This is a genomic window from Paracoccus marcusii (assembly GCF_028621715.1).
Taxonomy (GTDB): domain Bacteria; phylum Pseudomonadota; class Alphaproteobacteria; order Rhodobacterales; family Rhodobacteraceae; genus Paracoccus; species Paracoccus marcusii.
In genome coordinates this window covers 530,860-556,245 of the sequence record NZ_CP117466.1, presented here as the reverse complement: position 1 = coordinate 556,245, position 25,386 = coordinate 530,860, and the positions used below count along the sequence as shown (strand labels likewise).

Genomic DNA, 25,386 nt, shown 5'->3' with positions numbered 1-25,386 from the left:
ACGTGAACGCGGCGGTTCGGAACATCCGGGCCGCCGCCTGCGTTTGCGCAGCACACGGGTGCCACCGGCGTTGGGGAACGCGGCGCCCGCATCGGGGGTTCGACATGCCAGGTCCTGAAGGACATCTTTTTCCACGGTTTTCACAACGTGCCGACAGCAAGGTCCCGGTTCTGGCGAACTGGGCCGTTATCGGCATCTTTCTGGTCATGGCCTTCGCCGCCATCGCCGCGGGGCGCGATTTCCTGATGCCCGTCACCATGGCGATGCTGCTGTTCTTCGTCTTCACGCCCCTGCGCCGATTTGCCGAACGCCGCGGCATCCCGGATGCGGCGACCGCTGCGGGCATCACCCTGTCGATCCTGCTGGCCGTGGGGGTCATCGCCTATGCCGCCAGCGGCCCGCTGAGCCGGGCGATGAGCAACATGCCCATCATCAGCGCGCAGCTTGAGCAGAAGTTCGACAGCGTCCGCGACAGCCTGTCGGACCTGCGCGAGGCCGCCGCACGCATCGACGAGGCGCAAAATACCGATCCCGGCCCCGAGGAACCCCCCGCCATCCGCATCCAGCAGGAGGGCGAGACGACCCTGGGCACCGTCATGCACATGGCGCCGCTGCTGATGGGGCAGGTGCTCTTCACGCTGATCCTGCTGTTCTTCCTGATCGCGTCCGGCGACCTGCTGTATCTGAAGATCGTTCAAAGCTTCGACCGCATGCGCGACAAGCGCGGCGCCTATCTGGCCCTGCGCCAGATCGAGGATTCGCTTGGCAACTATCTGGGCGCCATCACCATCATCAATGCGGGTCTTGGCCTGGCGGTGGGGCTGACGATGTGGGCCTGGGGGATGCCGGGCCCGCTTCTGTTCGGGATCGGGGCGTTCCTACTGAACTTCATCCCCTATCTGGGGGCGATCACCGGGGTCGCCATATCGGGCATCGTGGCGCTGGTGGTTATGCCGGGGCTGTTCTGGCCGGCGATGGTCGCCGCAAGCTATCTGGGCCTGACATCGCTGGAGGGGCAGATCATCACGCCTTACTTCGTGTCGCGGCGACTGCAGATGAACACGGTCGTGGTGTTCCTGGGCGTCGCGCTGTGGGCCTGGCTGTGGTCGGTCATCGGGATGATCATCGCGGTGCCCGTGCTGGTGGTGATCCGCGTGCTGGCCGAACACATCCCCGGGTGGGAGAAGTTCGGCAACTTCCTGGCCGGCGACGAACCCCCGGCCCTGACCGACGAGGACGAGGACGAGGCCCGCGAACTGGTCGAGGCGGGTGCCGCCGCCGAGGATGGCCCCGCCGCCCGCGCGGTCACGGCCGAACTGGTCGCGACCCACGACGCCACCGATGCGCCATAGAAAAACGGGCCGGCGATCGCCGGCCCGTTTTCAATTGTCGTGGGCGTAAGGCTCAGCCTGCGGGCAGGGTGGGCGCGATCTCGTTGACGGCGGCCTCGATCTGTTGGCAGGTCGCCTCGACGGTGCTGCCGCGCTCTTCGACGGCGTCGGCCAGGGACACCTCGGTTCCGCCGACGGACACGGTGCCTTGGGCGCCCTTCTCCTCGGCGGCGCTGCCGACGGCCTCGTCACCGCCCTGCAGCAGACCGACCAGCTTGCCCTGGGCCTCGACGGCCTCGGCACCGGTGAAGCCCTGCTCCTGGCAATACTGCAGGATGCCCAACTGATTGCGCGCGGCCTCGTAGGTGGTGCCGGGATCGGCGGGGGCGGCCTGCGCGGGGGCGTCCTGTGCGGGCGCTGCGGCATCCTGGGCGACAACGGCGGCGGGCAGCAGGCCCAGACCCATGGCGAATGCGATCTTGCGGATCATGTCGTTTCCTTTTTTTGCGTACCCGGTGGTGATCCGGGCAACGTCGGCAGGACGCTAGACCGAGCGATCGGGAATGACCCGATCCGCACCGTCCATGGCCGCCATACCGGCAAGACCCTGCCTGAAACCCGCCCTGGGATCGCCGGATCTGGGCAGGTTCCGGCGCAGGCTGTCGGCTGCCGATCACATCGGCACACGAAATCATCAGCAGCCCCCGTGACACGGGCGTGATTGAACCGTTCGTCCGCCCAGAGGTTGGGTCCGTGACAGCGGCATCGACCGCAGCGAATCACAGGAGAGTACGATGACCAATCCGATCGCATCCTTGAGGCTGGGCGGCGCGGCCGCCGTCCTGACCGCCCTGATGGCGACGGCGTCCCTGGCCCAGACCGCCGTGCCGACCGAGGGGATGACCACCATGGAGGAGGTCCAGTTCCCGACCCTTGACGGTTTCGCGACCGATCAGGAGGTCATCGACAGCCTGTCCGCCCAGGGCTACGAGAATGTCGTCGTCCTGCGCGGCCCCGAGACGCTGATCGTCAGCGGGGAACGCGGCGGCCTGCCGACCGAGCTGATCTTCAGCGCCACGGACGGGACGCTGCTGATGGTCGACGGGATCGAGCCGGTGACCGACGGCTGATCCGATGATCCCTTTTTGAACAGGCCGGGCCATGTGCCCGGCCTTTTTCATGGGTCACGATGCGTCGGGATCCTGCGCCAGCCGGTCCAGCGCCGCGGACAGGGCGGCCGCGTCCGGTCCAAGCTCCTGCAGCAGGCGATCCTGGAACGCTTGCGCGACCTGGCCCAACCGGTCCATCAGATCACGCCCCTGCGGAGTCAGTTCCAATGCGATCAGGCGGCGGTCGCCCGCATGGTCAGATTTAGCGACCAAACCCGCCTGTTCCAGCCGCGTCGCCGCCCGGCTGACGACCGACTTGTCCAGGCTGACGCGGGTATGGATGTCGCGGACGCTGACGGAACCGGAATGGTTCAGATGCGCCAGCACCCGCCATTCGGGAATCGTCAGCCCGGCCTCGGCCGCATAGAGGCGGGCGAAGCGGCGGCTGACCTGCTGGGCCGCGACGGCCAGGCGATAGGGCAGAAAGTCGTCCAAGTGAAAGGCCATGATCCCCTCCGGTCCGGATCAGATGGCCCGAAAGCGGGGCAGGGGGCAACCGCCCGTCACACCAGTCCCAGCATCAGCGGCACCGCGATCAGCGTGGCGAGGGCGGCGGTCTGGACCAGCAGCATGGCGATGGCGGCGGCGCCGACCTGCGCCATGCGCGCCAGCGCGGTCTTCATGCCGACGGCGGCCACGGCGGCGACCAGCAGGGCCCGCGACAGGGTCGAGGCGGCATCGGTCACAGGCAGCGGCACCAGATGTGCCGAATTCGCCGCCGCCAACACCAGAAACACCAGCACGAAGCCCGGCAGCAGCGGCGGGCGCGCGGCCCCCGCGGGCGCGGCACGGCGCAGGACCAGCGCCGCGATCAGCACGACGGGCGCCAAGAGCGTCACGCGGATCAGCTTGACCACGGTGGCGATGTCGCCTGTCTCCTCGGAGACGGAATAGCCCGCGCCCACGACCTGGGCCACGTCATGGATCGTGGCACCCAGGAACAGGCCGGTCTGGTGCTGGTCCAGGCCCAGGCCCGCCGCCAGCATCGGATAGACGATCATCGCGAAGGTCGACATGACCGTGACGGTGATCACGGTAAAGGACAGGTCGCGTTCCGCGCTGTCGCGCGCGGGCAGGACGGATGCGATGGCCATCGCCGCCGATGCCCCGCAGATCGCCACCGACCCGCCGGTCAACAGGCCAAAGGCGCGGTCCTGGCCCAGCCTGCGCGCCAGCGCGACCGATCCCAGGATCACCGCCGCGACCGATCCCGCGACCAATGCCACGAAGGGCCAGCCGATCGCGGCGACCATGTCCAGCGACACCCGCAGGCCCAGCAGCGCGACCCCCGCGCGCAGCAGGGTGCGGGCGGCAAAGTCGATGCCGGGACCGGCGCGGTCGTCCTCGGCCAGGAAATGCAGCGGCATGCCCAGCAGGATCGCCATCAGCATCACCGGCACGCCGTAATGGCCGGACAGGAACTGCGCCGCCATGGCGACGGTGACGGCCAGCATCAGGCCGGGCGCCAGGGCGCGCGCGCGGGCGGCAAGGGGGATGGCGGTGCGGGTCATGGGCGTCCAAGGGGGCCGGGTCGCGGCCCCCGGCAGGGGTTACTGGATGTCGCGGGCGCGTTCCTCGGCCAGCGCGGTCTCGGCCTGGGACACGGCCTCGCGGAAGCTGGCCAGGATCTCCTCGCCGCCGTCGACATTGCTGGTGAACCAGTCATAGACCGGGGCCGCGGCCTCGGTGAAGGCGGCCTTCTCCTCGGCCGTGGGGACATAGACCTCGCCGCCGCCGGCGCGGAACTCCTCATAGGCCGCGATGGACTTGCGTTTGGGCGAGGCGAAGGTCGCCTGCTGCAGCTGGGCGAACCCGTCGACCACGATGGCGCGCATGTCCTCGGGCATCTCCATGAAGCGTTCGTTCGACATCCACCACATCGCGCCCATGTAGGCGTGGCCGTCCAGCGTCAGGTATTGCAGCCCGGCTTCGGGGAAACGCATCGACATGATGTCGGTGATGCCGTTCGCGGTGCCCTCGACCACGTTGGTCTGCAGCGAGGTGAACAGTTCCGCCCAGGGGATCGGCGTGGGCGAGGCGTCCAGCGCGCGCACCAGCTCTTGCGGCAGGTCGGCCACCACGGTGCGCATCTTCAGGCCCGACAGGTCGGCGGGCGTCTGGATGCGGCGCTTGGTGTTGGCGAAGTTGCGCCAGCCGCCGGTGTTGCCGATCGTCATCAGCCGCAGCATCCCGCCCGAATCCTCCAGCGTCATGTCGCGCAGCTGGCGGGTGAAATCGCCCGTCAGGACGCGTTCGGCCACCCGGTCGTCGGCCATGATGTAGGGCAGGTCCAGGACCTGCAGATAGGGAAACAGCCCCGCCGCCCCGTCCGAGGTCGAGATGTAGACGTCGATCGAGCCGTCGGCCACGCCCTGTAGGCATTCCGCGCCGTTCGAGCAGAGCTGCGTTCCCATGAAGATCTCGACCGCGATGGCGCCGTTGGAGGCCGCCTCGACATGCGACTTGAAGACCTGCAGGCCGTCGAAATCCTCGTCGTTCTCGTTCGAGTTGGCCACGGCGCGCAGGGTATAGTCCTGGGCCATGACGGGGGTGGCCAGCGCCAGGGCGGCGGCCAGGGTCAGTGCGGGTTTCAGCATGGTATCCTCCCTTGGTGGTCTCAGTCCGCAAAGCCGGTCAGGCGCGGGATGGTCATGGAAATGGCCGGGACATAGGTGATCAGGAAGATCACCAGCACCTCGACCAGCAGGAACGGCAGGATGGCGCGGGCGATGGTCATGACCTTTTCGCCCGACACCGCAGAGGCCACGAACAGCACCAGCCCCATGGGCGGCGTGGCCAGGCCCACCGTCAGGTTGACGCACATGATGATCGCGAAATGCACGCTGTCGACGCCCATGCCGGTGAAGACCGGCCCCAGGATCGGCGCCAGGATGATGATCGCGGGACCCGCGTCCAGGAACATGCCGACGACGAACAGGAACAGGTTGATCATCAGCAGCAGGATCAGCGGGTCGGCGGTCAGCGTCAGGATCCAGTCGGCCATCATCTGCGGCGTCTGCGACAGCGAGATCACCGTCTTGAACGACATCGCCGCCCCCACCAGCAGCAGCACCACCGCCGAGGTCAGCGCCGCGCGGCCCAGGACGTCCGGCAGTTCCGCGATCTTCATCGTGCGCAGCACGAACAGGCTGATGACCAGCGCATAGACGGCGGCGACGGCGGCGGCCTCGGTGGGCGTGAAGACGCCGCCCAGGATGCCGCCCAGGATGATGACCGGGGTCATCAGCGGAAAGAACGCCTTGAGGCTGGCCTGTCCGCGCTGGCCCCAGCTTTGGCGCGGCGCGGCGATGGGAAAGTCGTAGCGGTCGGCCATGACCTTGACCGCGATCATCAGGCCCACGCCCACCAGGATGCCGGGCACGATGCCCGCCAGGAACAGCGCCGCGACGCTTTCGCCCATCACATAGGCATAGATGATCATGATCCCCGACGGCGGGATGATCGGCCCGATGACCGAGCTGGCCGCGGTGATCGCGGCGGCGAAGCGGCGGGTATAGCCCTGCTTCTCCATCGCCGGGATCAGCATGGACCCAAGCGCCGAGGTGTCGGCCACGGCCGATCCCGACAGGCCCGCGAACAGCATCGACGACAGGATGTTCACATGCGCCAAGCCGCCGCGGAAATGCCCCATCAGGGCCTGGGCGAATTCGACCAGGCGCAGCGTGATGCCGCCGCGGTTCATCAGCTCGCCCGCCAGCATGAAGAACGGGATCGCCATCAGCGGAAAGCTGTCCATGCCGTTGTAGAGGTTGCGGTACAGCAGCGTCAGGTCGCGTTCCTGTCCGTTCAGCATCAGCAGGATGCCCGGCGCCGCCAGCATCCCGAAGAACACCGGCAGGCCGATCAGCAGAAAGGTCAGGAACAGCGGCAGAAACAGGATCAGCATCACTCGGCCCCCCGCAGGCCAGCATCCAGCCCCTCGATCGGGGGCAGGTCGCGGGCGCCGCCCAACTGCGCCAGGATGCGCAGGATCAGTTCGACATTCACGGAAATCAGCAGCATCAGGCCGACCGGGATCGACGCCATCATCCAGGACCGCGGCACCCGGTACCAGTCGCTGAAATCCAGCGACGTGGGCAGGAACAGCGATGCGCTGGCAAAGCGCCCGCCCAGGCCCGTCACCTCGCGCCAGCCGATCTGCACCGCGACAACCAGCACCACCAGCGACACGACCAGCAGGACCAGGTTCAGCAGCCGCGCGGCCGTCGCGGGCAGCATGGCGGGAAGAAAGTCGATCGCGACGAACCCCCCGCGCCGGAACGCGGTCGGCGCCATCAGGCCGGTCATCCACAGCATGCAGAACCGCGCGGCCTCGTCCGGCCAGGCCAGGGCGCTGTTGAAGCCATAGCGCGCGACGACCTGCACGATGGTCACCACGACCATCAGGCCGATGGCCACGATGCCCACCGCGCGCCCCGCGCGCAGCAGCTGTTCGTTGATCCGGGACAATGGCCGGACAAGGCCCGTCAGCAGGCGCATCTTGGGTGTCTCCTCCCCCGTTTCGTGGCGGTGCCGGGCCTCCTCCTGCCCGGCGCCGCGGTCGGTCAGCCTCTGGCGATCCCGGCGATCTGCCCGCCGAAGAAGGCCAGCGGATCGCCTTCGGTGATCTGGGCGTGCAGGACGCGACCGACGATGATCATGTGGTCGCCCGCCTCGTGCATGGCGAACAGGTTGCAATCGAACCGGGCCAGGCAGCGGTCCAGCACCGGCACGCCATGCGCGTTCGCGGACAGGCCCGCATGGTCCAGCGCGTTGCGGTTGCGCGCGACTGTCCAGGCCAGGTCGGCCTGGTCGGCGGCCAGCACGTGGATGGCGAAATGGCGGGCCTGCGCAAAGACCGGAAAGCGGGAGCTGGCCAGCGCCGGCGACCACATCACCAGCGGCGGGTCCATCGAGATGGACGAGAAGCTGTTGGCGGTCATCGCCGCGCAGCCGCCCTCGGTCGCGGCGGTCACCACCGTGACACCGGTCGCGAAGCGGCCAAAGGCATCGCGCAGCAGCCGCCCGTTCTGCGGATCGGGAACGAAGCTGTGCGGGATCGGTCGCGTCATGGCACCTCTTGCCCAAGGGCTGCTTGGTAAAGGCGGAACCACTGCACGCGGTCCAGCCGGACCTTTTCGGCATCGGCGATCCGGGCGATCCGTGCAAGCGAATTGGTGCCCATGACCGGCAGGATGGTCGCGGGGTGGCGCAACAGGAACGCAACAGCCACCGCCGCGCGGTCCACGCCGAATTCCGCCGCCAGCGCGTCCAGTTCAGCGGCGACGGGTCCGTGGCCGGTCATCAGGCTGCCGCCGCCCAGGGGCGACCAGGCCATGACCGGGTCGCGGCGGCGCTGATGAAAGGCCAGGTCGCCGTTGGTGAAGGGCTGGATCGCGGCCAGCGACACCTCGATCTGGTTGGTGACCAACCGGGTCTGCATCGACCCCTGCAGCAGTTCCACGTCCCAGGGACGAAAATTCGACACGCCCACCGCGCGGACCTTGCCCGACGCCACCAGCGCGTCCAGCGCCGCGCCCGTGTCGTCGGGGTCCATCAGCGGGTCGGGGCGGTGGATCAGCAGCAGGTCGATCCGGTCCGTGCCCATATCGCGCAGCGACGTGTCAACCGCGGCGCGGATGTGGTCGCCGGATGTGTCGTAATGCTTGCAGGCCGCGTCGGCGTATTTGCCGATCGGTGCGATGATGTCGCATTTCGTGACGATCTCGATCCGGTCGCGCAGGCCGGGGCTGGCACGCAGGGCGGCGCCCAGGATGCCTTCGGCGGTATAGGCGCCATAGATGTCGGCCTGGTCCATCGTGGTGATGCCCTGGTCCAGGCAGGCCTCGATCTTGGCCTGGACATGGGCGGGCGAGGTGTCGGCATCGTCGCCGATCCGCCACATGCCATAGACCAGCCGCGACAGGCTCAGATCGTCGGTCAGCGTCACACGGTTCATCTCAGCGCCTTTCGCCGGTGCCCAGGGGCGTTGCGGGGGTGGTGTCGGGCACGCGGCCCCAGACACGGTTCAACTGGCAGGTATTCATCTGCGGCAGGACGCGGCTGCCGAAATGGCAGGCCTCGTCCTTGTGGGGATAGCCCGACAGGATGAAGGCGCGAATGCCCATGCGACGCAGCTCCTCCAGCTTGGTCAGGACCTGGTCGGTCGATCCGACGATGGCCGCGCCGCAGCCCGACCGCGCCCGGCCCACGCCGGTCCACAGGTTGGGCTCGATATAGCCCTCCAGATCCGCCAGCTCTCGGTTGCGCGCCTGGCGGCTGACGCCGAGCGAGCCCGCGTCCAGCGCGCGTTCGCGGATCAGCCGACCCTGGTCATCGTCCAGCTGGCTGACCAGGTCGCGGGCATATTCGCGGGCCTCGGCCTCGGTGTCGCGGACGATCACATGGGCGCGAAAGCCGTAATCCAGCGTGCGGCCGTATTTCTCGGCCGCGGCATGGGCGGCGCGCATCCGGTCGGCGATGTCCTCGGTCTTTTCGGGCCACATCAGATAGACGTCGCAATGCTGGCCGCACAGGTCCAGCGCATCGGGGGAATACCCGCCGAAATACAGCATCGGCCCGCCCGTCTGATAGGGCTGGACGGGATCGGTGGTCAGGCCGCTGAAATCATAGACCTGACCCTGATAGTTGATTTCGCCCTGCGTCCAGGCCTGCTTCAGGATCTCGACCACCTCGCGACTGCGCTGATAGCGGAAGGGGCTGGGCTCCTGCTGGCCGGGGAAATCGCTGCTGATGATGTTGACCGTCAGGCGGCCCTCCAGCATGTGGTCCAGTGTGGCGATGGTGCGGGCCAGCATGATCGGCTGCATCTCTCCGCAGCGGACGGCAGCCAGCATGTTGATGCGTTGGGTGATCGGCGCGCATCCCGCGACGAAGGACAGCGTGTCCTGTCCGACCTGATAGCTGGACGGGCACAGGATGTTGCCGAAACCCTGCCGTTCGGCGGTGCGCACGATGTTAGAACAATGCGCCCAGGACGACCGCAGCGACCCGTCGGGCACGCCCAGATGGCGGTAATCGTCGGAACACAGCGCCGCGAACCAAGCGACCTCGACGGCATCCAGATCGGCTGAGGTGACGGGGACGACGGTCATGGTTTCCTCCCGGGACGGCGTCGGATTTCCCTTTGCATAGCGTCCCCCATCGTGTAAATCAATGGTGTATCAATTTACCGGGGGACGGTCGTGGCAGGGGCAGGCGAACATCGGTCGGACGCGTTGCCGATCCACCTGCAGATCACCGAGATGATGATTCGCGACATCGCCGCGGGTCGTCTGGTCGATGGCCAGAAGCTGCCGCCCGAACGCCAGATGGCCCAGGCGCATGACACCACCGTGCGGACCCTGCGCAAGGCGCTGGCCGAACTGGAGGCGCAGGGCCTGCTGGACCGTCGGCAGGGATCGGGGAACTACATCCGGGCGGGCGAACCGACGCGGGCGGTCTATTCGATGTTCCGGCTGGAACATGCGCAGGGCGGGGGCGGGCTGCCGCGCGCGCGTCTGCTGTCGGTCGGATCGCATCCCAAGGATGCCGGCCAGCCCGCCTATGGCAGCGCCGATCACGGCACCCGGTTCCGGCGCCTGCGGTTCCTGGACGACACCCCCATCGCGGTCGAGGAGATCTGGCTGGACGGCGGGGCCGGGGCCATTCCCCCCGAGATGGTCCAGGATTCGCTGTACCTGACCTATAAGCGGGCGCTGAAGCTGTGGATCACCCGGGCCGAGGATCGCGTCGGCCTGGGCATTGTGCCCGACTGGGCGCCGCCCGATTTCACGCCCCGCCCCGGCAGCACGACCGCCTTCATCCAGCGCCTGTCCTGGGCGCAGACCCAGGACGCGGTCGAATTCTCGCGCACCTGGTACGACACCGACCGCGCGCTCTATGTCCAGCGCCTCGTCTAAGGAGATCCCATGACCATGCAAGACAGCCGCGTGATCACCTATGGCGTGATCGGCTGCGGGATGATGGGCCAGGAACACCTGCGCAACATCGCCCTGCTGCCCGGCACCGCCATCGGTGCCATCTTCGAACCCGATGCCACCATGCGCGCCCGCGCCGCGGCGCTGGCCCCCGGTGCGCGCATGGTCGACAGCGTGGCCGACCTGCTGGCGCATCCGGGGCTGGACTGCCTGCTGATCGCCAGCCCGAACCACCGCCATGTCGAACAGCTGCAGGCCGTGGCCGCGCACAGGCCGCTGCCGGTGCTGGTGGAAAAGCCGCTGTTCACCCAGGCGTCGGACGCGGCGGCGGTGGCGGAATTGGCCGCACGGCACGCGGCGCCGGTCTGGGTCGCGATGGAGTACCGCTACATGCCCCCCGTCGCCCGGCTGCTGGAGATGGCCCAGGAGGCCACCGGCGGCATCCGCATGCTGAGTATCCGCGAACACCGCTATCCGTTCCTGTCCAAGGTCGGGCAGTGGAACCGCTTTAACCGCTACAGCGGCGGGACGTTCGTCGAGAAGTGTTGCCATTTCTTCGACCTGATGCGGCTGGCGCTGGGGTCTGACCCGGTCCGCGTGATGGCGACCGGCGGGCAGGCGCTGAACCACCTGGACGAGGTGCATGACGGCCGGACGCCCGACATCTTCGACCACGGCTATGTCGCGGTGGACTTTGCCGACGGCACCCGCGCCATGCTGGAGCTGTGCATGTTCGCCGAAGGATCGCGCTGGCAGGAGGAGATCAGCGCCGTGGGCCCCCGCGGCAAGATCGAGGCCTTCGTGCCCGGTCCCACGCGCTTCTGGCCCGCGCATCTGGGCGATCCGCCCGTGGCGCAGGTCGTCGTGTCGCCCCGCGAACCCCGCGGGCCGCAGGTCCACGTGATCCCCGTGGACCCGACGCTGCTGGATGCGGGGGATCACAACGGCTCGACCTTCTATCAGCACCGGGGGTTCTTGGAACTTGTCCGCGGCCAGCGCGACCGCCCCGACGTCAGCGTCCAGGACGGCATCTGGGCCGTGCGCATGGGGCTGGCGGCGCAGACCGCGATGATCAAGCGGCGCGTCGTCGAATTGTGACGACCCGCACAGCGGATGTGCGGCCAAGGCAGTGCCGCGCATCCGCGAAACGCGCTATCAGGGGAAAAATCCGCATCGAAGGCCCCCCATGCGCCAGAACACCAAAGCCAGCTATGGCAGCGTCGCCCGCAGCCTGCACTGGCTGACCGCCCTGATCATCCTGTCCAACATCGCCCTAGGCCTGTGGGCCGAACGCATCCCGCTGGAGCAGATGGCGCTCAAGGTGCAGGTGTTCTCGTTCCACAAGACGCTGGGTCTTGCGGCGCTGGTCGTGGCGCTGGCGCGCATCGGCTGGGCGCTGACCCAGACGCGCCCCGCCCCCGTCCACCCCGAACGCCGGCTGGAGACCCTGCTGGCCGAGGCGGTGCATTGGACGCTTTATGGGTCGATGGTGCTGGTGCCGGTGACGGGCTGGATCGAACATGCCGCGACCGACGGGTTCGCGCCGATCCTGTGGCCCCTGGGGCAGGGGCTGCCGCTGGTGCCGAAATCGCCCGCCCTGGCGATGGTCATGGCCCAGGTGCATCACGTCTTTGCCTTCTTGCTGATCGGGTCGGTGGTCCTGCATGTGGCGGGCGCCATCAAGCATGCGGTGATCGACCGCGACGGGGTGCTGGGCCGCATGACGCGGGGCGTGCCCGCGGGCCGGGGCATCGCCGCCCGCCACGCGCTGCCGGCGCTGGTCGCGGTGGCGGTCTTCGGGGCGGGGGCGGCCTATGCGCTGGCCACCGCGCCGCGCGACGCGGCCCCGGTGGCGACGCTGGAACAGGCGGCGTCCGAATGGCAGGTCACCGACGGTGAACTCGGCTTTGCCGTGCGCCAGATGGGATCGACCGTGACCGGCAGCTTTGCCGACTGGACGGCGGCGATCACGTTCGACCCGGACAGCGGCACGGGCGCCGTGACGGTGACCATCAACATGGACAGCGTCACCATCGGCACCGTCACCGACCAGGCCAAGGGAGCCGAGTTCTTCGACGTGGCCGCCCATCCCACCGCGGTCTTCGAGGGCACGATCCGACCCGAGGGCGCGGGCTATGTCGCCGAAGGACCGCTGCGCCTGCGCGACCAGCAGATGCCCGTCACGCTGCCCTTCGATCTGACCATCACGGACGGCGTCGCCGTGATGCAGGGGCAGGCCGTGATGGACCGCCGCGACTGGCAGGTGGGGGCGGGATATGCCGACGAAAGCACGGTGGGGTTCGAGGTGGACCTGACCGTCGCGCTGACCGCCACACGGTGATGTGCGCTGGCTGACAGCCCCTGTTCGCGCATCGCTAGTTGCCCCACGGGCCGCTTCCAAGGATGGTGCCCCCACAACAAACGGAGATTCCGATGCTGAAAACGACCGCCCTGACCGCCGCTTTCGCCCTCGTCGCCGGTGCCGCCCTGGCCGCGCCCGAAACCTACAGCCTGGACACCTCGCACAGCCAGATCGTGTTCGACTACAGCCACCTGGGCTTCTCGACCACGACGGGCATGTTCGGCGACATCACCGGCACGATCATGTTCGACGCCGAGGACCCGGCCGCATCCTCGGTCGAGGCGACGTTCCCCGTCGCTTCGCTGATGACCGGCTTTGCAGGCCGTGACGAGCACTTCCTGTCGCCCGACTTCTTCGGCGCCGAGGGTGCCGCCCCCGAGGTGACCTTCAAGTCCACCGGCATCGAGGTCACCGGCGACACCACCGCGCTGATCACCGGCGATCTGACCCTGAACGGCGTCACCAAGGAGGTCGTGCTGGACACCACGCTGAACCAGCAGGGCACCCACCCGATGGAGAACAAGCCCTGGCTGGGCTTTGACGCGACCACCACCCTGCTGCGCAGCGACTTCAACGCCGGCATGTTCGCCCCCGCCGTGTCCGACGAGGTCGAGGTCCGCATCTCGGTCGAGGCGATGCCGGCCGAATGATCGCCGATCCGGCGTGACGACAGGGGCCCGTGGCATCGCCGCGGGCCCTTTCGCATGTCGCCGATCCGATAGCCGGGTCGCGGCCGGCATGGTTGACTGGTCTGCGCGAATCACCGCTGGATCGGAAGACCGCCGCATGATCGTCAGGACCACCCTTGCCCTGCTGGCGGCGCTGCCGCTGGCCGCCTGCGTCGGTGACGACCTGACCGGCCCCGCCGCCACCGCCTGCCGCGCGGCAATCGCGGCCCAGGTGGGCAGGGGCCTGTCCGCCGTCACCGTCGTCACCATGACCGAAACGCAGGCAGGCGCCGAGGTCCAGGCGGCCGTCACCGGGGCCGAGGCGCCATGGACCTGTCGGACCGACGCAGCCCATCGCGTGCTGGACGTGATGTATTCCGGCAGCGAGGGGGCTTTGTGACTGCAAAACAATTATATGGCCGCAGACCACCTGGGGCAGGATTCGCAAGATTGCATCTGGGGGATGACTGGTAGCGGAGGAGGGACTCGAACCCCCGACACGCGGATTATGATTCCGCTGCTCTAACCAACTGAGCTACTCCGCCACGAGTAGCGGCGATCTAAAAGACTGGCGCAGGGCCGTCAAGCGGGTTTTGCCAAAAAGCGCGCGCAGAGCGTTCGGGGCGCGCTAGATCTGCAGGCCCGCGCAGCGCGCGGTGTTGCGGATGTGGTCGCGCATATGCGCCTGCGCCGCGTCGGGATCGCGCCGTTCCATCGCGGCCAGGATGGCACGGTGTTCGGCGATGGACTGCGCCATGCGATCGGGGTCGGTGTTCGGGATCGGCTGGCGCTGCGTTTCGGTCAGCAGCTGGCTGACGGTACTGTAAAGCGTGGCCAGCATCCGGTTCGGGCAGGCCTGCGCGATGCCCTGATGCATGGCCAGGTCCGCGTCCACATGGGCGACCAGGTCGCCCTGCGCCCAGGCCTGCTCGAACTGGGCGGCGGCCGATTGCAGGCCGGCCAGCGCATCGGGGGTGATGGCGGATGCGGCCAGCCGCGCCAGCTCTCCCTCGATCAGCAGGCGGGTCTGGAACACCTCGCGCAGATCGTGGGCATCGTCATAGCGCCATGTCGTCTGCGCGGGCCGCGTTGCCGGGTCCATCACGAAGGTCCCCCGCGCGGGCAGGGTCTGGACCAGGCCCAACGTCTCCAGCGTCAGCAGCGCCTCGCGCAGCGACGGGCGCGACACGTTCAGCTGTTCCGACAGCACCCGCTGCGACGGCAGTCGCTCTCCGGCCTTGAGTTCGCCCGACCGGATCATCTCCTGCAGGCGACGCGCGATGGTCTGCGTCACCGGTCCCTTGTCCCACATCACCCTCGCATTGCCCTTTCCGTCGGCATCGTGTCCGCCATCCATCTGCACAGGAACCACGACCATTGCAAACCGGATCGGCCCGTGGCTTGATACTGGTCAGACCGGTTTGGCCGGTCAATCCAGAATCATAAAGACGGGGAGATGATCATGCACGGAAAAAGGATGCGCCGCACGGCGATGGCACTGGTGCTGCTTGCCGGTTCGGCCCTTGCCGCCTCGGCACAGGAGACCCTGACGGTGGGCGCCAACATCGGCAACGTCCCGTGGGAGTTCCAGGACGATGCCGGCCAGTTCGTGGGCTTCGAGATCGACCTGGTCGCCGCCGTGGCCGAACGCATGGGCGCCGAGGTCGAGACGGTGAACATTCCCTTCAACGGGCTGTTCTCTGCCGTGCAGTCGGGGCGGATCGACATCGCGACCAGCTCCATCACCATCACCGACGAACGCCTGGAATCGGTGACCTTCGCCCAGCCCTATTACGACAGCGACCAGTCGCTGACCGCCCTGGCCGAGGGGCCGAAATCGCTGGCCGAGATGAAGGACAAGGTCGTGGGCGTCGACACCGGATCGACCGGCGACATGTGGGCGACCGAGAACCAGGCCGAATACGGGTTCGCCGACATCCGCCGCTATGAGGGGCTGGCGCCCGCGATGCTGGACCTGCAGGCGGGGCGGATCGACGGGTACGTGTCGGACATCCCGGCGCTGCAGTACTACGTCAAGGACAAGCCGCAGCTGGCCGTCGTCGAACGCATCCCGACCGGAGAGAAGTATTCGATGATGTTCGCCAAGGACGCCGAACTGGCGACGGAGGTCAACACCATCCTGGACGCGCTGAAGACCGAGGGCGTGGTGGCCGAGCTGCACGAGAAATGGTTCGGCGTCGCCCCCGATGCGGAGTCGTCCACCGTCACCGTTCTGCCGATGCCGACGCTCAACTGATCCGACAGCCGGGTCCGGGCCCGTCCCGGACCCGAAGGGATGCACATGGATATCTTCGACACCTTCCTGAACGCCGAGGTGATGCGGCGGACCTTTCCCATGCTGCTGCAGGGTCTGTGGATCACGCTGCAGCTGGGGGCGGCCAGCATCGTCGCGGGGCTGGTGCTGGGCCTGGGGCTGGCGATGGCGCGGCTGTACGGGCCCGGCCCGGTCCGGTTCGTGACACGGCTCTATATCGACATCTTCCGGTCGATCCCGCTGCTGGTGCTGCTGATCATCGTCTATTACGCGCTGCCCTTCGTGGGCCTGCGCCTGTCGCCCTTCGCATCCGCCATGAGCGCGCTGACGCTGGTGTCGGGCGCCTATACGGCCGAGATCTTTCGCGCCGGCATCGAGGCGATCCCCAAGGGCCAGTTCGAGGCCTCCGCCGCCCTGGGCCTGAACGGCCGCCAGACCATGACCGAGGTGATCCTGCCGCAGGCGGTGCGGATCGTCATCCCGCCGCTGACCAACAATTCGATCAACGTGGTCAAGGACACCGCGCTGGCATCGGTCGTGGCCATGCCCGACCTGCTGAAGCAGGCGACGCAGGCGCAGGCCCTGGCCGCGAACCCCACGCCGCTGATCGTGGCGGCGGTGATCTATATCGCGTTCCTGTGGCCGCTGGTCGCGCTGGTGTCGCGCATGGAACGCCGCTTTGCGGCACGGAGGCGCTGAGATGGCCGGTTTCGTCAGCATCCGCAACCTGCGGAAGTCCTATGGCAGCTTCGAGGCCCTGCGCGGCATCGACCTGGACGTCGCCAAGGGCGAGGTGGTGTGCATCATCGGCCCGTCGGGGTCCGGCAAATCGACCCTGATCCGCTGCATCAACCGCCTGGAGGGGTTCGACCCCGCAAGCGAGATCCGCGTTGACGGCACCCCCGTCACCACCGGCCGCGCGCTGGCCCGCGTGCGTGCCGAGGTCGGTATGGTGTTCCAGTCCTTCAACCTGTTCCCGCATCTGACGGTGCGTGAAAACGTCATGCTGGCGCCCCGCCGCGTGCGCCGCACCACGCGGGCGGATGCCGCGGCCCAAGCCGACCGCCTGCTGGCCCGCGTGGGCATTTCCAGCCAGGCCGACAAGTACCCCGAGCATCTGTCCGGCGGCCAGCAGCAACGCGTGGCCATCGCCCGGGCGCTGGCGATGGAGCCGCAGGTGATGCTGTTCGACGAACCGACCAGCGCGCTGGACCCCGAAATGGTGGGCGAGGTGCTGGACGTCATGCGCGATCTGGCCCGGACGGGCACCACCATGATCGTCGTCACGCACGAGATGGGATTCGCGTCCCAGGTGGCCGACCGCGTCATCTTCATGGATGCGGGCCAGATCGTCGAACAGGGACCGCCCGCGCAGGTGCTGTCCGACCCCCAAGAACCACGCACGCGCAATTTCCTGGGCGCCGTGCTGAACCACTGAAGGACGACCCCGATGACACAGCTGGACATGGCCTATGTGCAGTCCCAATTCCCCGGCCTGACGCAGGACTGGGTGTTCTTCGACAATGCCGGCGGCGCGCAGATCGCCCAGCCCGCCCTGGACCGCATGGTCGAATTCCTGACGCACCGCAACGTCCAGATCGGGGGCAGCTATGCGGTGTCGCAGGCCGCGGCCGAGGCGCTGATGGCGGGCCGTCGCGCCGCGGCGACGCTGGTCAATGCCGCCCGCCCCGAGGAGATCGTCTTCGGCCCCTCGACCACCGTGCTGATGGGCAACCTGATGCAGGCCATGCGCCGCCAGTTCGTGCCGGGCGACGAGGTCATCGTCACCATGGCCGATCACGAAAGCAACATCGGCCCCTGGACCCGGCTGGAGGAGTTCGGCGTCACCCTCAAGGTGTGGCCGCTGAACGCGGACACGATGGACCTGCAGCTGGCCGATCTGGCCCCGCTGATGACCGACCGCACCCGTCTGGTCTGCGTGACGCATGTGTCGAACATCCTGGGGCAGGTGCATCCCGTCGCGGATTTCGCCCGTTTCGTCCATGACCGCGGCGCACGGATCTGCGTCGATGCGGTCGCCTATGCGCCGCACCGGCTGATCGACGTGCAGGCCTGGGACGTCGATTACTATGTCTTCAGCCTGTACAAGGCCTATGGCCCGCACGGGGCGCTGATGTACGGGAAATACGACCTGCTGGCCGAACTGGACGGGCTGTACCATTACTTCTATGGCAAGGATAAGGTTTTGGCCAAGCTGGAGCCCGGCAATCCCAGCTATGAGGCCGCCTATGCCACCGACGGCATCCTTGAATACCTGACCACGCTGGCCCGCCATCACGGCGCCACGGGCGACGACCGCGCCCTGCTGGAGGCCGCCTTCGATCTGATCACCGCGCAGGAGGATGCGCTGACCGACCGCCTGCTGGCCTGGCTGTCGGCGCGCAACGACTGCCGCGTCATCGGCGGATCGGTCAATCGCGACAGCACCCGCGTGCCGACCATCGCGTTCAAGTTCGACGGTGTCGATTCCGGCGCCGTCGCCCGCGCGATGGACAATCACGGCATCGCCATGCGGTTCGGCGATTTCCATTCGCGCCGTCTGGTCGAGCATCTGGGCGAGGATCAGGACGGCGGCGTGCTGCGCGTGTCGATGGTGCATTACAACACGCTGGATCAGGTCGACCGCCTGACCGACGCGCTGGCCCGGATCGTCGCATGAGCGGGCTGGACCTGGTCATCGGCGGCGGCACGGTGGTCACTGCCGCCGACAGTTATGCCGCCGATATCGGCATCCGCGACGGGCGCATCGCGCAGATCGGGCAGGGGCTGACCGGGGCCGACCGGATCGACGCCACGGGGCTGCTGGTCCTGCCGGGCGGTATCGACGCGCATGTGCATCTGGACCAGCCGACCTCGGACGGCACGACCATGGCGGACGGCTTCGCCAGCGGCACCCGGTCGGCGGCGGCGGGGGGCAACACGACCGTGCTGCCCTTCGCGCTGCAGATCAGGGGCCAGTCGCTGCGCGCCTGCGTCGAGGATTACCACCGCAAGGCGGAGGGATATTGCCATACCGACGTGTCCTTTCACCTGATCGTCAGCGACCCGACCCCCCAGGTGCTGGGGCAGGAACTGCCGGCGCTGGTGCGCGACGGGTACACGTCCTTCAAGGTCTTCATGACCTATGACGACCTGGTCCTGAACGACGCCCAGATCCTGGACGTGTTCGAGGTGGCGCGCCGCGAACGCGCCCTGGTCATGGTCCATGCCGAGGGGCATGACGCCATCCGCCACCTGACCCGCCGCCTGGAGGCCGAGGGCCGCACCGCGCCCTATTACCACGGTCAGGCCCACGCCCAGATCGCCGAACGCGAGGCCACGCACCGCGCCATCAGCCACGCCCAGCTCATCGACGTGCCGGTGGTGATCGTCCATGTCTCGGGCCGCGACCCGATGGAGCAGATCCAGTGGGCCCGGGCCCGAGGCCTAAAAGTTCACGCCGAGACCTGCCCCCAATACATCGCCCTGACCGCGGACGACCTGCGCGGGCTGAACATGGATTTCGACGGCGCGAAATACGTCTGTTCCCCGCCGCCGCGCGATGCGGACAGCCAGGCGGCGATCTGGCAGGGGTTGCGGGACGGGACCTTCGACATCTTCTCGTCCGACCATTGCCCGTTTCGCATCGACGCCACGGGCAAGGACACGCCCCGCGCGCGATCGTCTTTCAAATACGTGCCGAACGGCATTCCGGGGGTCGAAACCCGCCTGCCGATCCTGTTTTCCGAAGGCGTCGGCAAGGGGCGCATCAGCCTGCAGCGGTTCGTGGCGCTGACCTCGACCAACCCCGCGCGGCTCTATGGCCTCTATCCGCAGAAGGGCAGCATCGCCATCGGCGCGGATGCCGACCTGGCGCTGTGGGACCCGACCCTGACCCGGCCGATCCGGCAGGCGCAGCTGAACCATGGCTGCGACTACACGCCCTACGAGGGGATGGAGATCACCGGCTGGCCGGTCCGCACCCTGCTGCGCGGCCGGACCATCGCGCAGGACGGCGTCCCGGTGGGCGATCCCACCGGGGGGCACCTGTCGCGCGGCACCAGCGAGGCGTTCGCCTAGACGTCGAAGTTGCTGGGCAGCACGATCATGTCGCGGATCGTCACGTTGCGCGGGCGCGTCAGCATGTACATGAGCGCGTCCGCGACCTCGACCGGTTCGATCAGGGCGCCGGCATCCTTCATGCGCTGCAGGCGTTCGGGTTCCCAATCCGCCAGCAGGGCCGAGATGACCGGCCCCGGAGAGACCTGTCCCACCCGCACGCCGTGGCCCATCAGCTGGCGGCGCATGGTCTGGACGAAACAGGTCACGGCCCATTTCGACGCGGTATAGACCGGCTCGACGTGGATCGGCGCGTGTCCGGCGATGGAGCTGGTGACGATGATGTCGCCCGTGCCGCGTTCGATCATGTGGGGGGCCACCGCATGGATGTTCTTCATCACCGCGTTGACGTTCAGGTTCAACATGCGGTCGATGGCGGCCGGGTTGGTGTCGACCAGATCGCCGCCGATATAGCTGCCCGCGTTGCACAGCATGATGTCGATCTGGCCGACCTTGTCCAGGATCTGCGGCACCATCGCGTTGCAGCTGTCCGCGTCCAGCAGGTCGGTGACCTGGGCGATCGCGTCTGCGCCCAGCTCGCGCGTCAGCGCGTCCAGCGCGTCGGCGTTGCGGTCGACAAGCACCACGCGGGCACCCGCCTCCAGCAGCGCGCGCGTGGCGGCCAGCCCGATGCCCGATGCGGCCCCGGTGATCGCGGCAACCTTGCCGTGCAGGTCTTGGGACATGGTATTCTCCTTGGGATGGTGTTCGGTCAGACGGCCAGGAAGCCGCCGTCGAGGGGCAGGACCGCCCCGGTGATCAGGCCCGCATCGTCCGACAGCAGCAGCGCGATGGCGCGGGCCACGTCTTCGGCCTCGGCAAAGCGGCCCATCGGGTGGCGGGCCATCATCGGGTCGCGCTTGGCCGGCGCGCTCCAGGCGGCGGCGGCCAGTTCGGTCAGGGTGACGGTGGGCGCAATGGCCACGGCGCGGATGCCGTGGGGGCCCAGTTCGCGCGCCATGACGCGGGTCGCGCCCTCCAGCCCGGCCTTGGACGCGGCATAGGCGACGTGGTCGGGGAATCCGCGATGGCCCGCAATGCTGGTGACGTTGACGATGGCTCCGCCGCCGCCCGCGGCGATCCGGGCGCGGGCGAACTCCTGCGCGCAGATCAGCGCGCTGCGCAGGTTGATGTCCATCACCGTGTCATAGCCCGCGTCGGTCAGATCCAGCAGCCCCTCCAGCACGTTGGTGCCGGCGCAGTTGACCAGGAAGTCGCAGGTCCCGGCCTGGGCCATGGCATCGCGCGCGGCCGCGGGGTCGGACAGGTCGGCCACGATGGCCCGGGCGTCCAGGCTGTCCAGATCGGATTGCGTGCGGCTGATGGCCGTGACCCGCGCGCCGCGTTCGGCCAGCAGGATGGCGGTGGCCCGGCCGATGCCCTTGCCCGCGCCGGTGATGATGACGGATCTATCCGTGAAGGGCATCGTGGTCTCCTCTCAATGCGGCGTCGATGTCGCTGCGCAGGTCGCGGGCGGTGGCCTGAAGCGTCAGGAAGGCCCGATGGCGCGCGGCGTGCAGCCGCTGGCTGTCGGGGTCGGGATGATGGGTGGTCAGGACGCGCGACATGGCGGGCATGGCCGATGCCAGGTCGGGGAACACCCCGCCCGCGACCGCGCCCAGCATGGCCGCGCCCAGCAGAACGGGCTCGTCCGCCGCCGCGGCATCCACGGGCAGGCCGGTCGCATCGGCCAGCAGCTTGCGGATCAGCGGATGGCGGCCCGCGCCCCCGCTGATGGCGATGCGCGCGACCGGTGCCCCGTGGGCGGCCTGGGTCGCGATGATCTGGCGCAGGCCGTAACCCAGCCCGTAGACCCCCGCGACATACAGCGAGATCAGGGATGCCAGGTCCGTGTCCATCCCCTGGCCGCTGACGATGGCGCGGGCATGGGGGTCGGCAAAGGGCGCACGGTTGCCCAGGAATTCGGGCACCACATGCAGGTGGGCCGCCTGCCGCACGGCGTCGGGCGCGGCCTGGTCCGCCAGCCATTCGGGCAGGGACCGGCCCTGCGCGCGGGCGGCGTCGACCGCCCGGTCATGGGCGGGGTGCAGGCGCAGCAGGTGGTCGATGGCGGCACCCGCGACCGACTGCCCACCCTCGTTCAGCCACATGCCCGGCACCATGGCCGAGAAATAGGGCCCCCAGACACCCGGCACGAAGGCCGGGTCCCGCGTCGTGGTCATGGTGCAGGACGATGTGCCGAACACATAGCCCACCGTGTCGACCGGATCGCCCATCGCGGCCACGGTGCCGACCCCGCCCGCATGCGCGTCGATCAGCCCTGCGCCGACGGCGATGCCGGGCCGCAGGCCCATGGCGCGCGCCGCATCGGCGGTCAGGCCCGCGCCAAGGGGCGTGGCGGGCGGCACGACCTGCGTGCCGATGCGGACGAAGCCTTCGTCGGCCAGCACGCCTAGGCCGATGGCGCGGAAGTAATCGGCGTCCCACCGGTCCTCATGCGCCAGATAGGTCCATTTGCAGGTCACCGTGCAGGTCGACCGCGCGGTGCTGTCCGTGGCCTTCCAGGTCAAAAAATCGGTCAGGTCGAAGAAATGGCGCGCCGCGTCAAAGACCTGGGGCCGGTTTTCGCGCAGCCACAGCAGCTTGGGCGTCTCCATTTCGGGAGAGATGCGCCCGCCGACATAGCGCAGGACGTCGTGCCCGCCCGCATTGATGCGCGCCGCCTGGTCGACCGCGCGGTGGTCCATCCAGACGATGATGTCGCGGTCGGGATGGGCGGGGTCGCCCACGCCCAGGGGCGTATCGCCCACCACCACCAGCGAACAGGTGGCGTCGAACCCGATGCCTGCCACGCGGGCCGGGTCGATCCCGGCCTGGGCCACCGCGGCGCGGGTCGCGGCGCAGACCGCGTCCCAGACCTGCGCGCTGGACTGTTCGGCGATCACCCCGTCGGGGCGGTGCATGGCGATGTCGCATTTCCCGGTGCTAAGCGCGGCGCCCGTGGCGTCGAACACGCCCGCCCGCGCCGATCCGGTGCCGACGTCGATGCCGATCAGGTACCGGTCCATTAGCGCCATTCCCGCCCGATATAGATCGCCAGCAGGATGATCAGGCCCTTGATGACGTCCTGCATGTAGGGGTTGATGCCCACCAGGTTCAGGCCGTTGTTCAGGATGCCCAGCAGCACCGCGCCGATCAGCGTGCCCAGGATCAGCCCGCGCCCACCGGCGATGGCCGTGCCGCCCAGGACGACCGCCGCGATGGCGTCCAGCTCGAATCCCACCCCGGCGTTGGGCTGGCCGCTCATCAGGCGGCCGGTCAGCACGATGGCGGCCAGCGACGCGGTCAGCCCCGAGATGGCATAGACCGCCAGCTTGACCAGCCGGGTGCGCACGCCGGACAGACGGGCGGCGGTCTCGTTGCCGCCGATGGCATAGACGTGGCGGCCGAAGGGCGTGCGCTGCAGCAGCAGCCAGGCCAGTGCATAGACGACGATCATGATGATCACCGGCACGGGCATGATGCCCACCCGGCCCACGCCGAACCAGGACACCCAGCCCGGCAGCCCGCTGATCGGATAGCCGCCCGAATAGATCAGACCCAGCCCGCGGGCGATGCCCATCGTGGCCAGGGTCACGATGATCGCGGGCATCTTGCCCCAAGCCACCAGCACGCCGTTGAACAGACCCAGCCCCAGCCCGACCAGCAGGGCGGCGGCGATGCCCACCCCGCCGGGCAGGCCCATGTTCACCATGATCCCGGCCGCGACCGTGCCCACCAGCGCCATGACCGCGCCCACCGACAGGTCGATCCCGCCGGTCAGGATGACAAAGGTCATGCCCACCGCCAGGATGCCCACGACCGACACCTGCCGCAGCACGTTCAGGATGTTGTTCACGGTGAAGAAGTTGTCGCTGGCGAAGGCCATCAGCACCGACACCACGATCAGCCCGACCAGGGGCAGCGCCAGGGGCGAATGCAGCAGCCAGTCGAAGGCGCGGTGCCTGGCGGTGTTTGCGTCATGCGACATGGTGGACCTTTCCCGTGGTTGCATGTGTCATGATCCCTTCCGAGGTGATCGCGTCCCCCTCGACCGTCGCGACGATCCCGCCCGAGCGGAAGACGCAGACCCGGTCGGCCATGCCGATGACTTCCGGCAGTTCTGACGAGATCATGATGATGGCGTATCCCTGCGCCGTGAACCGGCGCATCAGCTGATAGATTTCGGCCTTTGCGCCGACGTCGATGCCGCGCGTGGGTTCGTCGAAGATGAGCACCCGCATCTGGTGGTTCAGCCAGCGGGCGATGACGACCTTCTGCTGGTTGCCGCCCGACAGGGTGTCGACGCGGGCGCGCGGGCCCTGGGCCTTGACGCGCACCTGCTCCATCGCGGCCTGGGTCGAGGCCAGCTCCTTCTTGAAGTCGATGAACCAATGGGCTTGGCGATATTTGCCGTAGTTGTTCACCGACACGTTCTGCAGGATGGAAAAGGCCGTGATCAGCCCCTGTTCCTTGCGGCTTTCGGGCAGAAGGCCGATGCCGCGGGCCAGCCCGTCGGCCGGGTCGCGCAGGCGCGCCTCGGCGCCGTCCACGCGGATCTTGCAGCGCGCGGCGGGATATTCGCCCAGGATCGACAGGACGGTCTCGGTGCGCCCCGATCCGACCAGCCCGGCAAAGCCCAGGATCTCTCCGGCGCGCAGCTGAAAGGACGATACCGGGCCGCCGCGACGCAGCTGCACCTCGACCGCCTCCAGCACGACGGGGGCCGCGGGGTCGCGGGCGGGCTTGGGGGGAAAGCTGTTCTCGATGCGGCGGCCGACCATCATCTCGACCAGGCGGTCGATGGTGACGTCGGCGACATCGGTGCTGCCGACATATTCGCCGTCGCGCAGCACAGTGATGCGGTCGCAGATCTCGAAGATCTCGTCCAGGTGGTGAGAGATGAAGACGATGGCCACCCCAGCGGCGCGCAGTTCGCGCATAACCTTGAACAGGTGTTCGGTCTCGGACGGGGTCAGGGTCGCGGTGGGTTCGTCCAGGACCAGGATGCGGGCGTCCAGCGACAGCGCCTTGGCGATCTCGACAAACTGCTGTTCGGCGACCGACAGGCGGGCGATGGGCACGTCCAGCGGCAGGTCGACCTCCAGCCGCCGCAGGATCGCCTGCGCACGGACCCGCATCGCCTTGCGGTCCAGAAGGCCCAGGGGGCCGCGCATCTCGCGGGCCAGGAACATGTTCTCGACCGCGGTCAGGCCGGGGATCAGGCTGAATTCCTGGAACACGATGCCGACGCCCGCCGCGATCGCCGCGTCATAGGTGGCAAAGCTGCGCGGCTCTCCGTCGATCAGGATCTGGCCGTCCGAGGGCTGGATGATGCCGCTGACGATCTTCATCAGCGTCGATTTCCCTGCGCCGTTCTCGCCCAGAAGGGCGTGCACCTCTCCGGCGCGGACATGCAGGTCCACGCCATGCAGGACCTCGATCCGGCCGAAGCTTTTGCGTATTCCCCTGAGTTCCAGCATCTTGCCCCCCTTTGTTCGGCCGCGCCCCGTAGGGGGCGC

At 68.3% G+C, this 25,386-nt stretch carries 27 protein-coding genes and 1 tRNA gene; 12 read left to right on the top strand and 16 right to left on the bottom strand.

Annotation, left to right across the window (positions count from 1 at the left end; translation table 11 throughout):
* Positions 1-104 precede the first annotated feature (104 nt).
* Complete coding sequence (locus PRL19_RS02725; RefSeq protein WP_127897319.1) at positions 105-1,352, top strand: AI-2E family transporter; 1,248 nt, start codon at positions 105-107, stop codon at positions 1,350-1,352.
* Between the two features lie 52 nt (positions 1,353-1,404).
* Here PRL19_RS02725 and PRL19_RS02720 read toward each other — a convergent pair whose 3' ends face one another.
* On the bottom strand, positions 1,405-1,821 hold the full coding sequence (locus PRL19_RS02720) for a pore-forming ESAT-6 family protein (RefSeq protein ID WP_046001265.1): 417 nt from the start codon (positions 1,819-1,821) through the stop codon (positions 1,405-1,407).
* A 304-nt stretch (positions 1,822-2,125) separates the two neighbouring features.
* Here PRL19_RS02720 and PRL19_RS02715 point away from each other — a divergent pair, with 304 nt between their 5' ends.
* Positions 2,126-2,461 (top strand): hypothetical protein, encoded by a 336-nt coding sequence (locus PRL19_RS02715; protein ID WP_273743792.1) that lies wholly within the window; start codon positions 2,126-2,128, stop codon positions 2,459-2,461.
* Positions 2,462-2,515: 54 nt separating this feature from the next.
* Here PRL19_RS02715 and PRL19_RS02710 read toward each other — a convergent pair whose 3' ends face one another.
* The 8 genes from PRL19_RS02710 to PRL19_RS02675 form a co-directional block, all read right to left on the bottom strand.
* Positions 2,516-2,947 carry a MarR family winged helix-turn-helix transcriptional regulator gene (locus PRL19_RS02710; RefSeq protein WP_273743791.1) on the bottom strand — a complete coding sequence of 144 codons (432 nt, stop codon included), beginning with the start codon at positions 2,945-2,947 and terminating at the stop codon, positions 2,516-2,518.
* A 56-nt stretch (positions 2,948-3,003) separates the two neighbouring features.
* The gene (locus PRL19_RS02705; RefSeq protein WP_273743790.1) at positions 3,004-4,011 is read right to left on the bottom strand and encodes a YeiH family protein; all 1,008 of its coding nucleotides are present in this window, start codon (positions 4,009-4,011) and stop codon (positions 3,004-3,006) included.
* Positions 4,012-4,050: 39 nt separating this feature from the next.
* Positions 4,051-5,097, bottom strand: coding sequence for a TRAP transporter substrate-binding protein (locus tag PRL19_RS02700; RefSeq protein WP_217845372.1), 1,047 nt, complete (start codon positions 5,095-5,097; stop codon positions 4,051-4,053).
* A 20-nt stretch (positions 5,098-5,117) separates the two neighbouring features.
* Entirely contained in the window at positions 5,118-6,407 is a 1,290-nt protein-coding gene (locus tag PRL19_RS02695) for a TRAP transporter large permease (protein ID WP_045982414.1), read from the bottom strand.
* Entirely contained in the window at positions 6,407-7,000 is a 594-nt protein-coding gene (locus tag PRL19_RS02690) for a TRAP transporter small permease (RefSeq protein WP_217845373.1), read from the bottom strand. The genes PRL19_RS02695 and PRL19_RS02690 overlap by 1 nt, the downstream gene beginning before the upstream one ends.
* Before the next feature lie 65 nt (positions 7,001-7,065).
* A complete protein-coding gene (locus PRL19_RS02685) occupies positions 7,066-7,572 on the bottom strand; it encodes a flavin reductase family protein (protein ID WP_273743789.1) in 507 nt (168 codons plus the stop codon).
* Entirely contained in the window at positions 7,569-8,459 is an 891-nt protein-coding gene (locus PRL19_RS02680) for an aldo/keto reductase (RefSeq protein ID WP_127897314.1), read from the bottom strand. Before PRL19_RS02680 ends, PRL19_RS02685 begins: the two co-directional genes overlap by 4 nt.
* 1 nt (position 8,460) lies before the next feature.
* Positions 8,461-9,615 carry an LLM class flavin-dependent oxidoreductase gene (locus PRL19_RS02675; RefSeq protein WP_273743788.1) on the bottom strand — a complete coding sequence of 385 codons (1,155 nt, stop codon included), beginning with the start codon at positions 9,613-9,615 and terminating at the stop codon, positions 8,461-8,463.
* Positions 9,616-9,705: 90 nt separating this feature from the next.
* Between PRL19_RS02675 and PRL19_RS02670 the strand changes: the two genes are divergently transcribed.
* From PRL19_RS02670 to PRL19_RS02650, 5 genes are all read left to right on the top strand, one after another.
* Positions 9,706-10,422 carry a GntR family transcriptional regulator gene (locus PRL19_RS02670; protein WP_394226778.1) on the top strand — a complete coding sequence of 239 codons (717 nt, stop codon included), beginning with the start codon at positions 9,706-9,708 and terminating at the stop codon, positions 10,420-10,422.
* 9 nt (positions 10,423-10,431) lie between these two features.
* Positions 10,432-11,538 carry a Gfo/Idh/MocA family oxidoreductase gene (locus PRL19_RS02665; protein ID WP_420704407.1) on the top strand — a complete coding sequence of 369 codons (1,107 nt, stop codon included), beginning with the start codon at positions 10,432-10,434 and terminating at the stop codon, positions 11,536-11,538.
* Positions 11,539-11,626: 88 nt separating this feature from the next.
* Positions 11,627-12,781 carry a cytochrome b/b6 domain-containing protein gene (locus PRL19_RS02660; protein WP_273743787.1) on the top strand — a complete coding sequence of 385 codons (1,155 nt, stop codon included), beginning with the start codon at positions 11,627-11,629 and terminating at the stop codon, positions 12,779-12,781.
* Positions 12,782-12,873: 92 nt separating this feature from the next.
* Positions 12,874-13,452 carry a YceI family protein gene (locus PRL19_RS02655; RefSeq protein ID WP_187427299.1) on the top strand — a complete coding sequence of 193 codons (579 nt, stop codon included), beginning with the start codon at positions 12,874-12,876 and terminating at the stop codon, positions 13,450-13,452.
* Between the two features lie 136 nt (positions 13,453-13,588).
* Positions 13,589-13,870 carry a hypothetical protein gene (locus PRL19_RS02650; protein ID WP_273743786.1) on the top strand — a complete coding sequence of 94 codons (282 nt, stop codon included), beginning with the start codon at positions 13,589-13,591 and terminating at the stop codon, positions 13,868-13,870.
* Positions 13,871-13,938: 68 nt separating this feature from the next.
* Here the strand turns inward: PRL19_RS02650 and PRL19_RS02645 are convergent.
* Both PRL19_RS02645 and PRL19_RS02640 read right to left on the bottom strand, forming a co-directional pair.
* Positions 13,939-14,015: transfer RNA gene (locus tag PRL19_RS02645), tRNA-Met, on the bottom strand.
* An 83-nt stretch (positions 14,016-14,098) separates the two neighbouring features.
* On the bottom strand, positions 14,099-14,782 hold the full coding sequence (locus tag PRL19_RS02640; protein WP_273743785.1) for a FadR/GntR family transcriptional regulator: 684 nt from the start codon (positions 14,780-14,782) through the stop codon (positions 14,099-14,101).
* Between the two features lie 165 nt (positions 14,783-14,947).
* On the opposite strand from PRL19_RS02640, the gene PRL19_RS02635 reads away from it, so the two are divergent.
* Genes PRL19_RS02635 through hydA form a run of 5 tightly spaced genes read left to right on the top strand, consistent with a single transcriptional unit; the run spans position 14,948 to position 19,825 of the window.
* Positions 14,948-15,727, top strand: coding sequence for an ABC transporter substrate-binding protein (locus tag PRL19_RS02635; protein ID WP_273743784.1), 780 nt, complete (start codon positions 14,948-14,950; stop codon positions 15,725-15,727).
* A 45-nt stretch (positions 15,728-15,772) separates the two neighbouring features.
* On the top strand, positions 15,773-16,444 hold the full coding sequence (locus PRL19_RS02630) for an amino acid ABC transporter permease (RefSeq protein ID WP_273743783.1): 672 nt from the start codon (positions 15,773-15,775) through the stop codon (positions 16,442-16,444).
* Between the two features lies 1 nt (position 16,445).
* On the top strand, positions 16,446-17,183 hold the full coding sequence (locus PRL19_RS02625) for an amino acid ABC transporter ATP-binding protein (protein ID WP_127899191.1): 738 nt from the start codon (positions 16,446-16,448) through the stop codon (positions 17,181-17,183).
* Between the two features lie 12 nt (positions 17,184-17,195).
* On the top strand, positions 17,196-18,425 hold the full coding sequence (locus PRL19_RS02620; protein WP_273743782.1) for a cysteine desulfurase-like protein: 1,230 nt from the start codon (positions 17,196-17,198) through the stop codon (positions 18,423-18,425).
* On the top strand, positions 18,422-19,825 hold the full coding sequence (gene hydA, locus PRL19_RS02615; protein ID WP_273743781.1) for a dihydropyrimidinase: 1,404 nt from the start codon (positions 18,422-18,424) through the stop codon (positions 19,823-19,825). The genes PRL19_RS02620 and hydA overlap by 4 nt, the downstream gene beginning before the upstream one ends.
* On the opposite strand, the gene PRL19_RS02610 is transcribed toward hydA, so the two are convergent.
* The 5 genes from PRL19_RS02610 to PRL19_RS02590 are packed head-to-tail and all read right to left on the bottom strand — an operon-like array spanning position 19,822 to position 25,347.
* Entirely contained in the window at positions 19,822-20,550 is a 729-nt protein-coding gene (locus PRL19_RS02610) for an SDR family oxidoreductase (protein WP_252927652.1), read from the bottom strand. The two genes, hydA and PRL19_RS02610, sit on opposite strands and share 4 nt — an antisense overlap.
* Positions 20,551-20,576: 26 nt before the next feature.
* On the bottom strand, positions 20,577-21,290 hold the full coding sequence (locus PRL19_RS02605; protein ID WP_139599202.1) for an SDR family oxidoreductase: 714 nt from the start codon (positions 21,288-21,290) through the stop codon (positions 20,577-20,579).
* Positions 21,274-22,893 carry an FGGY-family carbohydrate kinase gene (locus PRL19_RS02600; RefSeq protein ID WP_273743780.1) on the bottom strand — a complete coding sequence of 540 codons (1,620 nt, stop codon included), beginning with the start codon at positions 22,891-22,893 and terminating at the stop codon, positions 21,274-21,276. The genes PRL19_RS02605 and PRL19_RS02600 overlap by 17 nt, the downstream gene beginning before the upstream one ends.
* Positions 22,893-23,855 carry an ABC transporter permease gene (locus PRL19_RS02595; RefSeq protein WP_273743779.1) on the bottom strand — a complete coding sequence of 321 codons (963 nt, stop codon included), beginning with the start codon at positions 23,853-23,855 and terminating at the stop codon, positions 22,893-22,895. The genes PRL19_RS02600 and PRL19_RS02595 overlap by 1 nt, the downstream gene beginning before the upstream one ends.
* Positions 23,845-25,347 (bottom strand): sugar ABC transporter ATP-binding protein, encoded by a 1,503-nt coding sequence (locus PRL19_RS02590; RefSeq protein WP_139599201.1) that lies wholly within the window; start codon positions 25,345-25,347, stop codon positions 23,845-23,847. Before PRL19_RS02590 ends, PRL19_RS02595 begins: the two co-directional genes overlap by 11 nt.
* Between the last annotated feature and the right edge of the window lie 39 nt (positions 25,348-25,386).